General features: G+C 44.1%; 14 protein-coding genes. 2 read left to right on the plus strand and 12 right to left on the minus strand.

The window, feature by feature from the left end; translation table 11 throughout:
* Window positions 1-59 precede the first annotated feature (59 nt).
* From AAAH86_RS09420 to AAAH86_RS09435, 4 genes are all read right to left on the minus strand, one after another.
* A complete protein-coding gene (locus tag AAAH86_RS09420) occupies window positions 60-3,791 on the minus strand; it encodes a ShlB/FhaC/HecB family hemolysin secretion/activation protein (protein ID WP_343487332.1) in 3,732 nt (1,243 codons plus the stop codon).
* Window positions 3,792-3,952: 161 nt separating this feature from the next.
* Window positions 3,953-4,501, minus strand: a complete 549-nt coding sequence (locus tag AAAH86_RS09425) for a hypothetical protein (protein ID WP_343487333.1) — start codon at window positions 4,499-4,501, stop codon at window positions 3,953-3,955.
* 300 nt (window positions 4,502-4,801) lie between these two features.
* Window positions 4,802-6,355, minus strand: coding sequence for a hypothetical protein (locus tag AAAH86_RS09430; RefSeq protein ID WP_343487334.1), 1,554 nt, complete (start codon window positions 6,353-6,355; stop codon window positions 4,802-4,804).
* Window positions 6,356-6,395: 40 nt separating this feature from the next.
* On the minus strand, window positions 6,396-6,809 hold the full coding sequence (locus AAAH86_RS09435) for a hypothetical protein (protein WP_343487335.1): 414 nt from the start codon (window positions 6,807-6,809) through the stop codon (window positions 6,396-6,398).
* Between the two features lie 135 nt (window positions 6,810-6,944).
* On the opposite strand from AAAH86_RS09435, the gene cls reads away from it, so the two are divergent.
* Both cls and AAAH86_RS09445 read left to right on the plus strand, forming a co-directional pair.
* Window positions 6,945-8,366: a cardiolipin synthase gene (cls, locus tag AAAH86_RS09440; protein ID WP_343487336.1), complete on the plus strand. Its 1,422-nt coding sequence runs from the start codon at window positions 6,945-6,947 to the stop codon at window positions 8,364-8,366.
* A 40-nt stretch (window positions 8,367-8,406) separates the two neighbouring features.
* Complete coding sequence (locus tag AAAH86_RS09445) at window positions 8,407-9,003, plus strand: hypothetical protein (RefSeq protein WP_343487337.1); 597 nt, start codon at window positions 8,407-8,409, stop codon at window positions 9,001-9,003.
* Window position 9,004: 1 nt separating this feature from the next.
* Here AAAH86_RS09445 and AAAH86_RS09450 read toward each other — a convergent pair whose 3' ends face one another.
* The 8 genes from AAAH86_RS09450 to AAAH86_RS09485 form a co-directional block, all read right to left on the minus strand.
* A complete protein-coding gene (locus AAAH86_RS09450; RefSeq protein WP_343487338.1) occupies window positions 9,005-10,531 on the minus strand; it encodes a GH3 auxin-responsive promoter family protein in 1,527 nt (508 codons plus the stop codon).
* Window positions 10,532-10,593: 62 nt separating this feature from the next.
* Window positions 10,594-11,157, minus strand: coding sequence for a type 1 glutamine amidotransferase domain-containing protein (locus tag AAAH86_RS09455; protein WP_343487339.1), 564 nt, complete (start codon window positions 11,155-11,157; stop codon window positions 10,594-10,596).
* A gap of 212 nt (window positions 11,158-11,369) precedes the next feature.
* Window positions 11,370-12,695 carry a xylose isomerase gene (gene xylA, locus AAAH86_RS09460; protein WP_343487340.1) on the minus strand — a complete coding sequence of 442 codons (1,326 nt, stop codon included), beginning with the start codon at window positions 12,693-12,695 and terminating at the stop codon, window positions 11,370-11,372.
* Between the two features lie 2 nt (window positions 12,696-12,697).
* Window positions 12,698-14,191: an FGGY family carbohydrate kinase gene (locus tag AAAH86_RS09465; RefSeq protein WP_343487341.1), complete on the minus strand. Its 1,494-nt coding sequence runs from the start codon at window positions 14,189-14,191 to the stop codon at window positions 12,698-12,700.
* A 331-nt stretch (window positions 14,192-14,522) separates the two neighbouring features.
* Window positions 14,523-14,678 (minus strand): hypothetical protein, encoded by a 156-nt coding sequence (locus AAAH86_RS09470; protein ID WP_343487342.1) that lies wholly within the window; start codon window positions 14,676-14,678, stop codon window positions 14,523-14,525.
* 37 nt (window positions 14,679-14,715) lie between these two features.
* Entirely contained in the window at window positions 14,716-14,901 is a 186-nt protein-coding gene (locus AAAH86_RS09475; RefSeq protein ID WP_343487343.1) for a hypothetical protein, read from the minus strand.
* 100 nt (window positions 14,902-15,001) lie between these two features.
* A complete protein-coding gene (hutG, locus tag AAAH86_RS09480) occupies window positions 15,002-15,943 on the minus strand; it encodes a formimidoylglutamase (protein ID WP_343487344.1) in 942 nt (313 codons plus the stop codon).
* A gap of 2 nt (window positions 15,944-15,945) precedes the next feature.
* Window positions 15,946-17,952 (minus strand): urocanate hydratase, encoded by a 2,007-nt coding sequence (locus AAAH86_RS09485; RefSeq protein WP_343487346.1) that lies wholly within the window; start codon window positions 17,950-17,952, stop codon window positions 15,946-15,948.
* Window positions 17,953-17,970 lie beyond the last annotated feature (18 nt).

The raw sequence follows: 17,970 nt of genomic DNA on the forward strand, positions 1-17,970 counted from the left end.
GTTGCGTTACATGTTGTGCTACTTTTTTAACGAATTCTGACATCATTGATAATTTTAGATTAAAAGGAGGCCACAAAACCAACCTGTATCAGATTGTTTTCTTTTGAGTTGAAATACCCCAAACTGAAGGTCAATGCCTTTAGGCTGCTAATCCATAGCCCGCCCCCTTGTGAGGTATGCCACGTATTTGAATCTTCATTCTTTGCCCATACCCGACCATAATCGAACCCACCGAACATTCCGATGGTCACTGGTGACACCGCTGTCACGTACTGTTTCAAGCGCAATCGCAAATCGGTGGATTGATAGAAATACGAATTGCCCGAGAAGCGTTCATCTCGAAACCCTCTGAGCCCGTTTGCACCGCCCAAGGCGGGGGCGTGGTAGAAGAAAACCTCGTTGGGGCCGATATTGGTGTAATAGGCGGCCTCTGCGGCTAAGGCCAAACTACCGGAAGAAATCAATTTGTGCTGCGCCCCCAATTTGATGTGGGCATAGCCAAAACGGTTTTCCTCTAAATCAAGGTTGAATTTGTATCCCGTGGTCAGCCCCATGTAAATGGACTTAGCAGGAAAATCGCGGGCATCATCCCTTTTGTAATAGAGCGACACTTCTCCACCGGCGAAATGCTGGGTGTTAAAAACCTCTTCTCCCAAATTTGCTGGGGTAAACAAGCGGTTTTCAACTTCAGCAGTACTGAACGATTCGTAAAGCGCCCTGATCTTAAGGGTATGGAATTGTATGCCCACACTCGCTTTCAGCTGTCGTAAACGTGCACGATAAAAATCAATGTCCAAAGCATCTTCGTTGTTCATCGTTTCATTGCCCAGGCCGAAAAAGTTTCGGGCATAGAGGTCGCTGGTGTAATAGCCGTCAACAATAAAGTTCCAGTTGGGGAAGATGTTTCCCCAAGCCCCACTGTACTGCATTTCAAGGGCTTTGAAGGTAAAGTAGTAATTGGCGGCCAGTGAATGTTGTTGTCGAAAGGGGTTACCGTTCAATCCATTTTTATTGTAGGTGTATTTTGCCCCCAGAAAAACACCATCGTCGGTTCTGAATCCTAAGGTGGGCAGCAAAACTTGGGTATCAGGCTTAAAATACCGCCAATGAAAGCTGTTGGTCTTATACAAGTCGCTTAGTTGTTTTGATGGGGTCTTATCCTCAAAAACAATTTTTTCATGCTTCCAATCAAAAATTTTGACCCTTTTGGTGTTTTGAATGTCGTATACATCTTCACCATAGCCACCAATCAATCTAATTTTTAAGGACGGAAGGTCTCCTGAAACAACAAACCTATCATCGTCACCCAGGCCATAGACCAACAGTTCTTTGGTCTCATCAGCCCTAAAAACCCTCTCGTAAAAAACGGGGTTCTTTTCGTCGGTAAGTATACGCTTGACCACCACCTTGGTGCTACCATCGGGCAAATGCTCAATTTCGAACAGATCATCTTTTTCGGTGCCCTTAATGGCCACTGTTCGGTTCAGATATTCGGCATATTCTTTAGCCACCTTGGGAAGTTGCTCCAAACGGGCCAATAGGGCTCGCTGTATTCTCTTTGCTGTGGAATCCTGAATCGCAGCAGGCAATTTTTCGAATGCCTTTTCGATATCGGTTTGTTCCAATTGGTTCTTGATGGCCAATGCTTCTTCTTCCCACGTCTTTATACCATGCCTGGTGGTCAGTGTTCTGTCCAAGCCATTGCCCGCCATGGCCAGCCACTTGATATTGTCAAATTCGGCATCAAAGGTTTGCCAGCGTCGGGCGGTGGGCACAAATAGTTTTACGACCTTCAATGCGGCCCCATCAAACCTGGGAAAGGCATTGTCCCTATCCCGCGGAATGGGCATAAATTCTTTGGTGTCATTATTGGTTTCGTATTCTATCCATCGCCACTGGTCTTGGTGCCTGTCCCAATCGCCAATCAGAAAATCAAAGATTCTGGCACGGATGTAATTGCGTTCGTCGACCACATACGATTCGTCGCTCTTTATCTTCTCGAGCATATCCGTGGTGCTTTCGTAATCTTCTACCTTACCCGATTCATCAAAAGTTCTGCGGTACCCTTTGTAGTTTGCCTGCTCTTCGGAAGGGCGTCTTTCAATAAAGTACAGTTCATCGCCGTAGGTTTCGTTGAATTGGCCCAGTGTCTCTTGTTTCGGCACGTAGAACAAATCGTTGTCAGAATGATTGATGCCCACGGCTTTTGCCAACGGATTGATGACCAGTTGCATGTACGGGTGGGCCGAGGTGAAAAAATCAGAAACCACCTCTTCTGCCCAGGTATCGCGATACTCTTCTTGGTTGTAGGCAATTGCCGGAATTTGAAATTTCAAAAACTTCAGGGCGCTTTTTCTGAGCGAGCGCATGGCATATTGCCGTCCGTTTTCATCTTCCAGACGAAGGGAAAACGATTGGTGCCCACCACCTTCTTTGGTCACTTTGAGGCCACCGTACAATGTATCCAAATACACCACGGGTGCGGTGACTTCCTTTCCAAAATAGGCTCGGTAGCGGTCACCCCAAAGAAATTTGTGAAACCCACTTTTTTCATACGCTTCCGGATTCTGCAATACCTTGTCGGTTTTGGTGGTTTTTTGGCTTTTGGCATAGCTGTCTGGGCCTTGCCATGCTTCCTTTTTGGAAAGGACATCCATCGTGATTCCATTTTTAAAATCGTCCTCTCTGAAAAAAGTCACTTTTGAACTTCCATCCCCGAAATAGTCGAGTTTGGCAAAACCTTGGGTGCCGCGGGTGTACTTGCCCTTAAATTCCAAAGAACCGCCAATGGCCGTGATGCGACCATTGTTTCTGTTGGTTCGGTCTTTTGAACCCAGGGAACCACTGATGATTTGATGGATGTCGCCCCCTGTCAAATACTGCAGGCTTTCTTCATGGCCGGAGACAATGGTGATGCGGTCTGATTGTTGCGCCAAGGCGCTGACCAAAATCCGTAGGTAATTGTACCGTCTAGAGTTCAGGTGGTCTGGGTCGAACGCCCCAAGGTCATTGATGCCCTGCCAGAGCGTACCCAACACCGGAAGCGGAACCAAATGCTGTTTTGCACTGATATTGCCCGCATACATACCGTTACTGAAAACGGGGTGGTGCATGGCAATAAGGATGTTCTTGTCTTGGGCGTCGTTGATTTTATCCTCGAGTTCTTCGGCAAATCGACGTCGGGTGACGATATCGGTACACTTTTGGTTGATGTCTTCTACCCGTGACCAATTGGTAATGAACCATTTGGAATCAATCAGTATCAAATCTAAATTTTCATTGATGACCTTGTGCTCGATGGGGCACGCATTTTCAGGAAAAAATTTGATGTCGTCTTTATCGATATCCTTCACAAAATCTTCCACACGCTCTACCTTATCGGCATCGTAGGCTTTCCACTCATTGTTGCCGGGAATAAAAATGGTGTTGCCCTTAAACTCGTTCACCAAATTCAAATGTTTGTTCAATAGGGCCTTGTCGGCTTCCCAATTTTGCTCTTCGGGGGTGATGTTGTCTCCCGTAAAAATCACGGTGCTGTTAGCGCCGGATTGCTGCAATTGTGTTTTAAAGGCTTCCAAAAGCTGGGGATTGAAGTTGTTTTCGGCATTGCCCAATCCCCCAGCAATAAAAAAGGTGTGGGTTGGAGATTTTTCCGTTGCCGGCGAATCTCTTACTATGCGTTGCTCTTTTAAAGTGGCACACGAGGTGATGAGTGCCATGCTGAAGAGCATCGAAATTCTAAAAAGAGGATTCAAAGGTTTGTTTTTGAAATATCCGAAGATGTTACCCATTGGTTGAATTTTGTGTTACTTATCAATATAATTTTAGATGGTCTGGCGTATTGATGCAATACGCTATTTTGTTGATGTAGAAGCAACGGTTCAAATGCTGTGCTTGAACATGGAAAAGCCGGTCAATGACCGGCCCTTCAATACCTTTTTAGGGGATTTACCTATTCTTCCATGTCTTCTACAAATGGACTGTAACCGAATTTTTGGCCACCTACGGAAGCATCTGCCATCAACCCAGCTTTTGGCAGGGCGAAGACAGCAACGCCATCTTTGTATTTTGCATTTGCGGCCACGCCAGATTTTACGGCCACGGCAGATACACCGGCGGCAAATTCAAAATCTCCATCCTTAAATTCAGCGACATCATCTTCGGTTTCAAAGAAAATGACCTCAGTAAGTGCTTGTCCGCCTGCTTTTAGGCCAATGCTCAGTTTTTTGAGGTCTGCCATGCCAACGGCAACACCGTCTTCGTACAATACACCGTTACCGGATGCTCCACCGACCAAAAGGCCGCCTTTGCCTACATTGGGAAAAATGACGTATCCGGCTGAATCGTCAAAAAAGCGTTCCAATCCGCTGTCTTTTTGCATCAGGGTCTGTCTGGCCTGTTCGGCATCCTGCATGATTTCTTGGTCTTTTTCTGTCTGTGCCATTACAACAACGCCGAAAAGCATTGTGAACAGTACTGTAATTGATTTTAATGTTCTCATGATATTTTCTGGATTTTAGATTATTGTTTGGGGATTCCTATCCCATAAATTCATTACGAAAGTAGCGTACAGATACTGCTTTGATTGACCCTTTCCGTTTATTTATTGATGCAATTCACCTATTGCTACCGCAACGATTCAAATACTTTTATTTTACTGATTATCAATGGTTTGAATTAAAAATTTTGCTTTTTTTTGATTTGTATGTCGAGGCAAAAAAAATGAATCATGAATAGATAGCATATACGGTTCACACCCATCATTATGTTTCAACAGCTTGCAACCACGCTTTTTTATTTATCATTCTTTCTCGCCATCTCCGGTCACGGTGTCGACAAGGCCATCCTTTACGTTGCGCCATAAATAGTTGAAGAACGATTTGGTGGGGTCGCGCTCAACTTCAATTTGTCCGTAGCGATACCCTTGCGCATCGGTTTTTGAGCCATCGTTGGCAAAAATGTTGACCACAGCCGTGAATACTTTGTTGATGCCCAAAAGGTCTTTTTTCAGTACCATAAACTCAAAATCTTCGTATTTCATCTTCATATCGCCCGATGATTTAATGGCATTGCCACTGACAGTAAAATAAAACTCATTGACCTCTCCCTTCACTTTTGCCTCGAGGTTGGTACGCAAAAAGGGGTTGATGTTCTCTGAATTGAAATCCATCAACTGGCCAGATGCGGTAAACCTGTCCGATACATCCAAGGGATAAAACGACCAATCCAATTCAAATGCACCTTTGCCCATGAGTTTGGCCGTTGAGTTCACCGAAGCTTTTTTGTCTTCTATGTTTTGTACGTTAGTGATATTCATATCAATGGCTGTAAAGAGGAGGCTGTCAGGCTGAAAGCCTTCCTTGACCTTTTCTTTGTAGGATAAACGACCATCTTTGATGTGTACGCTATCAATAGCCAACTTCCATGAAATATGCCTTAGCATGTGGCCGAACATCTTTTTATGCCGCGTATCATCGGGCAGTAGCTTGTCGCGATACACCTGCGCTTTGGGGTTGCTGAATGTCAGTTTTGAAATCTTGAGTGAAGCGGGTTCTGCCCAAAAATTTTGGTGCAGCCCTTCTAACTCCACCTTTGGAATGGTCAGCTGCACATGGTCACGTTCCTTATTGAGCACGCTGCTCAATGTTTTTTTGTCATTCTTGGTTTTCAATTCCACATTGCGTAGCTCCGCAGTTGATGATTCCAGATGGATATCATCCAGTTTGAGAATTTCAAACCTTCCCAAACGTGCTTCAATATTCTTGGCCAAAAGCTTTTCCAAGCTGTAATTGACGGGTTTCTTTAAACTGGATTTATCTGAAAAATTGGTCAGTTCACTGACCTTGATATCAAAGGCCCCGACGCTGTGAAGTACGCTGTCGGACTTTTGGTCAAAGACTGTCAGGCTTCCATTTTCAATAATGACCTCACCAATTTCAAATTTATTTTCCCCCGTAGAAAGCGTATCTGATTTGGCACCATTAGATTGAAAATCATTGTTCAGGTACGCTTTTGGATGCTGTATGGTCAATTGGTCCGCCTTCAATTGTTTTTTGAGCAACATATCGCTATAATCAAGACCCTTCAGAATGATGCTTCTTGCCTGAATTTCCAAGCCTTGTTTTTTATCAGGATTTGATTTTGAGAGTTTGATGTTGTCCAGCGAGATTTTGCCCAAAAGAACATTTGTCTCTAGGCTTTCATAGTTGAGATGCCATGCAGCTGGAATTTTGGATGACAGTGCTTCTTCGGTTTTTGTCTTAAAGATGTGCCCAGCAATCAGAATTCCAACGATTAGAATAAAGCTAATTGCTACCGCAATGGTGAACAATGTTTTCTTTTTGGGGCTTTTCATCTTTGATAAGGCGAACAGGTGGTGGCATAAAGGCGTCGCCTCACTTTTTCTCTATCTCGGCACTGTCGCCATCCAAGAAGATTTTGGCATCCGAAGGCTGTTTTACTTGCAGATAAGTTTCTTCACTGACAATAATGGGATATTTCAATACAGAAGGGGTTTTTTCCAATATTTTCATCCAGTCGTGTTCGTCTTCAATCTCGACCTCTTCACCATATTCGTTGATAAAGTCGGGATGGGAAACATCAATCAATTGATGCACCTTCTTACCGAGACCAGCGGCAATTTCTGCCCATTGTGTACCGGTCATATTGGTTTTGCACACATCAATGTTCATCACCTCTTTATCAGAAGACTGCACGTAGCCCAAGGCTTGTTTTCCGATAGATGATGCCGAACTGTAGTAGAATTTTATTTCGCGCTTGTCTGTAGCGATTACACCCATTTTTTCCATTTTAAAAAGCTTTACCAACAATATATTGCCATTGGATTCTAAAAATTAACTTGTTCAAGACATTTATTGGCCCATTTGATGGGGCAATTTGTGCAAGCATGTATATCCTGTTATCTTTCCGTTCAAAGCTTCGCTATGGGCAATTTCTGGATCGTTCTCTATGTGGTCGTCACATTTTGGGCCCTGGGCAATATCATTTTTTACGGTGCCAGGCCTACCAAATCGTTGGCGTGGGCCTTGGCGGTGATTACCTTGCCCTTTGCCGGACCAATTCTTTATTATCTATTCGGGGTCAATAGAAGAAAGTTCCGATTCTTCAAGCGAAAGGAGACTTGGAGAAAAGCGGTTTTTGATGATTTCTATGACGAATTGGGACGAACCGCGAACACCGTTGAAAACAATAATGCCGTACACGAAAAATTTGTTCGGCTCATTACCAAAAATTCCCATCATACCGCTATTTCAGGCAATAAGTTGACCCTACTGAACGATGGTAGGGAAACCTTTGATGCCATTTTTGAGGCATTGGAAAAAGCTGAAAAGTTCATCCATCTGCAGTATTACATCTTTGAAAAAGGCGAATTGACGGATAGGATGCATGAAATTTTTAAAAAAAAGGCAGCCAAAGGGATAGAGATTCGCTTGATTTATGATTCTTTTGGAAGTTTTTCCTTTCGGGGAAAGTTTATGAAGAAGTTCAAGGATATTGGCGTAAAGGCCCACCCCATGTTGCCCATCAGATTCGGAAACCTTTTGTTCAGCCTCAATTATAGAAACCACAGAAAAATTTTGATCATAGACGGAAAAGTAGGTTTTACAGGCGGTGTAAACGTTTCCGATAAATACATTGAACCCGTTTCAGAACTTGGCATTTGGAAAGACCTGCACCTGAAAATAGAGGGACCCGCCGTACAAGACCTGCACCAAATCTTTATTCAAGATTATTTTGTGGCCAGCCGAGAGAAACTGCTGGCAAAGAAAAAATACTTGCCGAAACTGACCGAAAAGGGGGCCACCACTTTGCAAATGGTGGCCTCGGGCCCAGACTCGTTGCATCCGGCAATTTTGCAGCAATACATCGCCATGGTGAATTTGGCAAAAGACGAAGTTTGCATCGCCAACCCCTATTTCATACCAAGTGTCGCATTATTACAGGCCATAAAAATTGCTGCGCTGAGTGGGGTTGCCATAAAACTCTTGGTGCCCAAAAAATTGGATTCGGCGATGGCAAAATACAGTATGTTCTCTTATTTTGAACAGCTTTTGGAAGTCGGTGTTCAAGTTTATTTAAGAACCGATTTTTCACACAGTAAGTTGATTATCATTGATGGAGAAATGGCTTCTGTGGGTTCCGGTAATTTTGATTATCGCAGTTTTGAGCACAATTATGAAACCAATGTCATTGTTTACGACAAGGCAATAGCCCAACGCTTGTTAGCCCTATACGAGGATATCAGAGCAGAGGCGACACAATTACATTATGAAATTTTTAAAAGGAGGCCGAAATGGCAAAAATATTTGGAGGGACTATCAAAGTTTTTTGGCCCGCTGCTTTAAGAAGGCTTCCGTTCATCCAATCGTGATAATCGTTTTGTGCATGGTCTATACCATTGAAGAAAAACAGAAAATATTTCCCAAGGCCATCGAAGAAGAGGTCAGGATCGCTTTATCGTATTTTCCAGAATTAAAAGATACCCCCATTGAGTTTAAGTTTAAGGAAAACATCAAAAAGTCGACGATGCAGGCCCAACCTAATTTTTGGAGCCTCTTGAGACCCAAAAAACACCGTAGCTATTATGTGCTGATCAGTGAGCGGTTTAAAATTTCGGGGAAGCAGTTTCAGACCAAAGACATCCCCAAAGATGTCATGGTCGGTTGGTTGGGGCATGAGCTCGGACATATTATGGATTATAAAAATCGAGACGCCCTAAATATGATTTGGTTCGGAATACGGTACCTGTATTCAGAAGACTATATCAAAAAGGCAGAGCGGGAAGCAGATTCCCATGCGGTGGATATGGGTATGGAAAAATACATCTTGGCCACCAAAGACTTCATCTTGAACATGGCGGGAATCTCAGAGGCTTACAAAAACCGGATAAAACAATATTACCTATCTCCAGAGGAAATCATGATTCTGGTCAAAGAGCGTGATACGGTGAAACAGCTCAAAAAAGAAATGCCCTTGGATTAGCTTATTCTTTTTTGGCTACAAAGTCTTCCCAAGAAGCGAATTTTTCCTCCCCCATCACCCGTTCCATCTTCACTTGTCCACCTTTCTTTTTGTTGTGCGCATTCCAATCATAGAAAACGTCAGGCCGTACCACTGTGGCTTTTACGCCTTCGAGTGCTTTTGACCGCGCCACTTTGTAATTTTTATTGGCATTTTTCAAATGGTCGTCCAAAGCTTGAGCCAGACGTTGCCCATCCAAAGCCATATTATTTGTGCCCAAATACCAGCTGTGGTAAAAACCATCTTCATATCGCTTGGCACATAACGTATACTCCTTGATTTGTACGTCAAACTGATTTTCAAGATGTTTCACGGCATCATCCAACTTGTTCACGGATAATTGCGACCCCACCGTGTTCAAGAAAAATTTTGTTCTGCCCGTAATCTTTATTTCTGCCCTTTCTACATCGGTAAACTGTATCGTATCACCAATGATGTAGCGCCATGCCCCGGCCACGGTGCTGATGATGAGCACGTAATCTTGTTCGGGTTGCACATCGGCAAGGGTAATCGATGGGGCATCTTGTACGAGCGAGCCGTCTTGGTTGATGTATTCTGCCTTAAAGGGAACAAATTCAAAATAGATACCATTGTTGGTGACCAATTGCATGGCATCTGTCTCGGGCCGGCTCTGAAAGGCAATAAACCCTTCAGAGGCCAAATAGGTATCGATGATGGTGATGGGCCTGCCCATAAGGGCATTAAAACTCTTTTCGTAAGGCCCAAACGCAACGCCACCTGAAGTATATACCTCTAGGTTGGGCCAGACTTCATGAATGTTCTTTGCGCCATGGTGTGAAATGACTTCCTGTAGCATCAATTCTATCCAAGAGGGGATGCCGCTTATGGCTCCGATATCCCAATTCTTGGCATTTTTGGCAATTTTCTTTACCCGCTCATCCCAATCATCGATTTGTGCGATTTCTTCCCCAGGCTTGTAATAACCACGAAACCAAGACGGAATGTTGCTCGCGCTGATGCCGCTGATTTCACCTTCTAAATGCCCATTGTTTTCGTCTAAATCTGTTGAACTGCCCAACATTAGGGTTTCTTTTTCGAAGAAATCGGCGGGAAGATCAAAATTGCTCAATGCGTACACCTGTTGTAGGCCTGCATCGCGTATGGCCTTTACCATTTCATCGGTGACGGGTATACGCTTGCTAGTGGTACCTGTTGTACCAGAGCTCAAGGCATAGTAATCGGGTGTTCCGGGCCAGGTCACATTTTCCTCACCATCATGCAGCCTGTGCCACCACTCTTTATTTATGTTGTCGTAGTCAAAAAAGGGGATGCTGTTGGCAAACGACTTTTCGGGTTGTTCTGAAGATAGGATATCGTCAAAATTATAGTGCTTTCCGAAAGTGGTGTGCTTTGCGGTCACCAACAAATCGTTCAATACTTTCTGCTGTTGAAGTATGGGGTCTTTTTCGGGGGACAAGGTGTCGCGAACCTCTATGAACCCTTTAATGATGTTTCCTAAAATCGCCATGGTATAAAATTATAAAAGGGGACAAGTATCTGTTTGCCCCCTTGGTCTCTTTTTCAGAACTATTAAGCGTTTATTTCCTGTCCTTCGTGTTTGCCTTCCTTGATTTCTTCGATAACCTTATCAATAAATGCTGGAAGGTCATCAGGATTTCTACTTGTGGTCAACCCTTCGTCGACCACAACTTCTTCATCAACCCAATTGGCACCGGCATTGATTACATCATCTTTGATGCTTTTGTACGAAGTCACTTTTCTGTTTTCAATAACTCCGGCACTGATGAGCAACCAAGGGGCATGACAAATGGCGGCAACGGGTTTGCCGCTCTTGAAAAAGTCTCGAATGAATTGCAATGCGTCTTCGTTGGTTCGCAAGGTGTCGGGGTTTGAAACACCACCAGGAAGTACCAAACCATTGTAATCTTGTTCTTTGGCATCGGTGACAACTTTGTTCACGTTGATGGTCTCACCCCAATTGCCATTTTCCCAACTTTTGATTTCGCCCATTTCAGTAGAAACGATATCTACGACCGCGCCTTCTGCTTTGAGGGCTTTGTAGGGCTCAAATAATTCCGATTTTTCAAATCCGTTTGTGGCCAAGATGGCCACTTTTTTATTCTGTAGTTTCATGTTGTTGTTTTTTGTTCCAAACAAAGCTAATTACGCTACTACAGAACCATTTGTCCGTTTGCTATTTTGTTTGACTTATTTGGATAGAAAATTACTCGCTACAATTGCAGAGAAAAATAAGGTCAGATTTAGACTGTACAAAAGTTTTTATCAACCCCTAGCGTTTATATTTCGAAAGGCGGATTTCAACCAAAAAAAGGGGGAGGAGGATATTAAATGTACTGGTTCAAAATATTCTCATACAGCTCCTGTTTGCCGCTGATTTGTTCGGGTTCCCCTTTGTTGTTTGCATATTGATATAAATCTATCAGGCTTAGTTTTTCTGCAACGAAATCTGCGCCTTTTCCTTTTTTGAACGATTGGTATCGATGTTGTAGCAGTTCTTCATACTTAGAATTTTGGAGAACGGCATCCGCTACCAAAAGTGCCCTTGCAAAAGTGTCCGCACCACCGATATGTGCCAAGAAAATGTCTTCTAAATCCGTAGAATTCCTTCGTGTCTTGGCATCAAAGTTCACGCCTCCACCTTTTAACCCGCCAGCTTTTAAGAAAACGAGCATGGCCTCCGCGGTTTCAAGCACATTGTTCGGAAATTGGTCGGTGTCCCATCCGTTTTGGTAATCGCCCCTATTGGCATCAATGCTTCCAAGCATCCCGGCATTGGCTGCCACCTGCAGTTCATGTTGAAAGGTATGTTGTGCCAAGGTGGCGTGGTTCACCTCAATGTTCAGTTTAAAATCTTTTTCCAGGTCTTGCTCCCGAATAAAGTTGATGGATGTAGCCGCATCAAAATCATACTGGTGCTTCATGGGTTCCATGGGTTTGGGCTCAATGAAAAAGGCCCCTTTGAAACCTTGTGATCGGGCATAGTCCCGAGCCATGCGCATTATCCGGCCAATATTGTCCTGTTCCAATTTCATATTGGTGTTGAGTAGTGACATATAGCCTTCGCGACCGCCCCAGAACACATAGTTTTCACCGTTGAGTGCGATGGTGGCATCCAATGCGATTTTTAACTGAGCCCCTGCCCGTGCGACCACATCAAAATTGGGGTTCGAACCCGCTCCGTTCATATACCGCGGATTGGAGAATAAGTTTGCTGTGCCCCAAAGCAATTTCACCCCCGAGACAGCTTGTTTTTTCTTTAAATAAGGAACGATTTTTTCGATACGCTTTTCAGATTCGGCCAGAGACCTCCCCTCATCGACCAAATCATGGTCGTGAAAACAGTAGTAATCGAATCCCATTTTGGTGATGAATTCGAAAGCGGCATCCGCTTTTTCTTTGGCAGCCTCAACAGGGTCGGTTGCAGTTGCCCAAGGAAAATTTTTGGTGCCAGGCCCAAAAGGGTCGCCACCGGTTCCGCAGAGTGTGTGCCAATAGGCCATGGCAAACTTAAAATGTTCGCGCATGGTCTTACCGGCCACTTTTTGCTCAGGATTGTAAAATTTATAGGCCAAGGGGTTGTCAGATTCTTTGCCCTCAAATTTGATTTCGCCGATTCCTTTGAAGTATTCTTTATTGCCAAGTAGTGCCATATCTATATATCGAGTATTAATTTCAATTCTTTTTTCCAGGTTTTATATGCTTTTTCATAAAGTGATGGGTCCTTTTCAGGTGTGATGGTCATGACGTGGTCATTTTTTATGTAGGTTGAGAACCTATCATGGTTTCCATCGATTAGGGTACACGCTCTTGCTGCCCCGATGGCTCCCGTAGTGTCATAAATTTCTATTTCTTTTTGAAGTAGTGTTGCTATGGTATCGGCAAAAATTGCTGAACGGAAGAGATTGTCATTGCCAGCACGTATTACTTTGGTCTGTATGCCGTCTGATTGCATAATTTCAAATCCGTAGACAAATGAAAACGCTATTCCTTCCAATGCGGCACGGCATAGGTGCCCATTGCGATGCCGGTTGAGGTTAAGGTTTACGATACGGGTTCCAATATCTTGATTCAATAACATGCGTTCAGCCCCATTGCCAAAAGGGAGAATGACAACCCCATCTGAACCGATGCCTACTTTGCTTGCCAGTTGGTTCATTTCATCGTAGGAAGATACGGCGAGGTTGTTCATCAACCATCGGTATTGAATTCCTGCCCCATTGATGCACAACAGTTTGCCAATACGCTTGGTCTGTTTGTTATGGTTTATGTGGATAAAATTATTGACCTTTTGGCATTCTTTGGCAGAGAGGTTGTCGGTTACGGCATACATCACTCCAGAGGTGCCCCCAGTAGCCGCTACCTCACCAGGATGAAACACATTTAGTGAAAGGGCGTTATTAGGTTGGTCGCCTGCCCGATAAAGAATTGGGGTGCCCTCTTGAAGGCCACAAACCTCTGCAGCTTCTTTTGAAATTGTACATTGTTCGCCAAATGTGGGTTTTATTTCAGGAATAAAGTCGGATGTGATTCCGTAGAAATCCAAAAGCTTTTGGGACAAACGATTTTCTTTAAAGTCCCAAAAGATACCTTCTGAAAGTCCAGATAAGGTAGTGGTGGGGCTTCCAGAAAGGCGAAAGGCGATAAAATCGCCCGGAAGCATCATTTTGTGGACTTTTTCAAATATTTCAGGCTCATTTTGCTTTACCCAAGCCAGTTTCGATGCCGTAAAATTTCCGGGGGAGTTCAATAGATGGTTGTCGCAATAGTCTTGCCCCAGATCCTTATAAGCTTTTTCACCTATCTCAACGGCACGGCTGTCACACCAGATGATGGCCTTTCGTAACGGGTCACCTTGTTTATCGACTAAAACCAACCCGTGCATTTGATAGGCAATGCCCACCCCTTTTATCTGTTTGGCGGCCACACCATGTGTTTCCTTGATTTTTTTGATGCCTTCACAGACCAGCTGCCACCAAGTTTCAGGGTCTTGTTCGGCCCATCCAGACTGGGGGGCATCTATTTCCATTTCTGAATCTGGCACTTGAACGACCCCCAAACTTTTACCGGATACTTTTTCGACAAGGGAAACTTTGATGGAGGAACTGCCCAAGTCCAACCCCAAATAATATGCTTTCTGCTGGTGCATCTGAAGGAGTAATCCTTAAAAATATTGAAAAAGTATTTTAAATGGCGAATCAAAAAGCTTTCTTATCTTTGTCGCGTTGTGTTGGTTCCGAGAACATCGGAACATGTTGTGACATCTAATCGATGTCTATCAATGAAAGGCTTTCCTAAATGGAAGGCTTTTTTTGTTTGACAAAACAGGGTTTTGTCAAATTCCGAACTTGTTTCGGAATCTGTTTAATTAGATTGTGCTCATAGCAAATGATTTAGCTTAACAAATTCCGCACCTATCATGGAATCAATAAAAAATCCCGACAAAGGTCGGGATGAGAACGATTCATAGTATTAAAAACTTAAGCCGTATCGCGAGGCAGATGATGGTCGCGTTTATCCTCTACCTGATGGTTGATGTCTTGTCCATCAACTTCAGATTTATTGATGGCCTGCTCGCGGAGGCTTTGATTGTTCTTGTTTTTTTCTTTATGCTGTTCTTTTTTCTTGTCTGTCATAATAGGTGATTTATCAATTCTGTAATTGTTTTAGGCATCAAGGAAAAGCAAAGGTCACAACGGCGTAAACCAAGGCAAGAACGATGAAAATGATGATGAATGTGGTCCAAGGCACTTTCTTTTTCGGCATTTGGGTCATTCGGTCTTGTACCTTGCCAATGGATTCTTCATTTTGAGCATCGGATACAACTTTTTTATGCGTTTTATCTTCACTTTTCTTCATGTCTTTATGGACTTTTTTCTAAGAAAAATAAAATACCACCTTAAAAACATTGATTCAAAAACCACCTTTTTTTGATTCAAAAGGGATTTTTGCGAAAATTTCATGAATAATGGTGAAGCACATAGTGTACCAAAGAGGCTGCAAGCTTTGCCGTTTGGCCATCCAAATCATATTTTGGATTCATTTCAGCGATATCAAGGCTGATGAGTTTTCCCGTTTGTAGGATGGTTGTTAAACTCTCCAAAACGACATCGGGCGAAAAGCCCATGGGCGATGGCGCGCTTACGCCCGGGGTGTATGCAGAAGAAAATCCATCTAGGTCAATGGTGACATAAACTTTGTCCACTTTATTGATAAATGCATTGAGCTGGGCATTGATTTCGTTTTGAAATCTTGTGCAAAATTTATCCCGCATCACGTAATCAACATCGAGTCGCTTTGCAGTCCCGAAAAGGCTTTGGTCGTTGGCGTCTTTTCGTATGCCCAGACAGAGGTAGTGAAACTCTGAATTTTCCTGTGCTATTTGATAAAAAGGCGTGCCCGAATTGTTGCCCTTTGCATTGTCACGTAGGTCAAAATGGGCGTCAAAATTGATGATCCCGATTTTCTTGTTGTTGCCCAAGTGTTGCTTTACCCCATTAAAATGACCATACGCCATATCATGACCACCACCAAGCAGTATCGGGAAGGAACCTTGCTTTAACAAAAAAGCTGTTTTTTGAGATAGAAGATTTTGGGCCTTTTCCATGTTTTGATTGCTGCAGACCACATCGCCCACATCAAAAAAATGTGTCTTGTTGTCAAGGTGGTTGGGCATTTTTCCCAAGGCAACCCTTATGGCTTCTGGTCCGTTGATGGATCCAACCCTGCCCTGATTTCGGCGAACCCCCTCATCGCAGCAATAGCCCAACAAAGCAAAAGAGTTATTTAGTGAGGACAGTTCATCAACACTTTGGCATTTTACCTTTTCATGCAGGTATAGCAGTTCACCGGAAATTCTTCCTGACCAATCTTCTTTTGATGGGGGGATGTATTCAACCATAATCAGAACAAATTATCGAGTATTGAATCATCCACAATATTTGGCAAGGTCACTTTTAAATCTGGACTCCGTTTCATTTCCCGTTTGATGGCGAACATCGCTTCGTCATTTCTGGCCCAGCTTCTTCGGGCGATGCCATTGTTGACATCATAGAACAGCATGTTTCTTAACCGTTCGGAAGCTTCTGTCGAACCATCCAACAACATTCCGAAGCCGCCGTTGATGACCTCGCCCCAACCCACGCCACCGCCATTGTGGATGCTTACCCAGGTCGCTCCCCGAAAACCATCACCAATCACGTTGTGAATGGCCATGTCGGCGGTAAATTGGCTGCTGTCATAGATGTTGCTGGTTTCCCGAAAGGGGGAATCGGTGCCGCTTACATCATGATGATCACGACCCAACACGATTGGGGCTGAAATCTCACCTTTGGCAATGGACTTGTTAAAGGCTTCGGCTATTTTGATGCGTCCCTCAGCATCCGCATAGAGAATTCGTGCCTGCGAACCGACCACTAGTTTGTTGTCTTCCGCTTCACGAATCCACGTAATGTTGTCCTGCATTTGTTGCTGGATTTCCTTTGGGGATTCCGCTTTGATTTCCTCCATCACTTTTAAGGCGATGGCGTCGGTCTTACGCAAATCTTCTGGTTTGCCCGAGGCGCAGACCCAACGAAAGGGGCCGAAACCATAATCAAAACACATGGGCCCAAGTATATCTTGTACGTAGGAGGGATATCTGAAATCTTTGCCATTATTGGCCATTACATCCGCATTTGCGCGGGAAGCTTCCAACAAAAAGGCATTGCCGTAGTCAAAGAAATACGTGCCTCGTTGTGCGTGTTTGTTAATCGCCGTTACTTGTCTCCGCAGCGATTCCTGCACTTTTTTATTGAATGCTTCTGGGTCTTCAGCCATCATCGTATTGGCATTCTCAAAACTTAATCCCACTGGATAATAGCCTCCTGCCCATGGATTGTGCAATGAGGTCTGGTCGGAGCCCAAGTGTACGAAAATAGCTTCCTCGTAAAACGTTTCCCAAACATCGACGATGTTGCCCAAGTAAGCTATGGAAATTACTTCTTCTGCCTCAATCGCTTTTTTGGTCCGAGAAACCAATCCATCCAAATCTTCAACCAGTTCATCGACCCAACCTTGTTCATGGCGTTTTCGAGCTGCATTCGGATTCACCTCGGCACAGACCGTGATGCATTTTGCAATGTTGCCCGCTTTGGGCTGGGCACCGCTCATGCCACCAAGGCCTGCAGTCAAAAAGATTTTTCCCTTTGGCGATTCATTGGGTTTCAACACCTTGCGGAAAGCGTTCATGACCGTAATCGTGGTGCCGTGCACAATGCCTTGTGGACCGATATACATATACGAGCCTGCAGTCATCTGCCCATATTGGGTCACACCAAGCGCATTGAATCGTTCCCAATCATCTGGTTTTGAATAGTTGGGAATCATCATGCCATTGGTCACTACCACCCTTGGTGCTTCTTTGGTGGATGGGAACAGTCCCATAGGATGTCCAGAATATACATGCAAGGTCTGCCCATCGGTCATTTCGGCCAGGTATTTCATGGTGAGCAGGTACTGCGCCCAGTTCTGGAACACCGCACCATTACCGCCGTAGGTGATCTGCTCATTGGGATGCTGTGCCACTGCGGGATCCAAATTGTTTTGGATCATGAGCATGATGGCTGCCGCTGCTTTTGTTTTTGCTGGATAATCTGAAATGGGCCTAGCATATATTTCGTACTCAGGTTTGAAACGGTACATATAAATGCGTCCATACTCTTTCAGCTCGTCTGCAAATTCGGGAGCCAGTTCAGCGTGCCATCCTTTTGGAAAATAGCGCAGCGCATTTCGAATGGCCAATTTTTTTTCTTCTTTGGATAGGATGTCTTTTCTCTTGGGCGCGGGATTATCTCCTTTGGGATATGGTTTCTTGGGAGGCAATTCGTTCGGAATGCCTTGTAGGATTTGTTGTTTGAAGTTTTCTTTCATGATTGTTTATAAATTGTC

Source organism: Allomuricauda sp. d1 (assembly GCF_039592695.1).
Taxonomy (GTDB): Bacteria; Bacteroidota; Bacteroidia; order Flavobacteriales; family Flavobacteriaceae; genus Flagellimonas_A.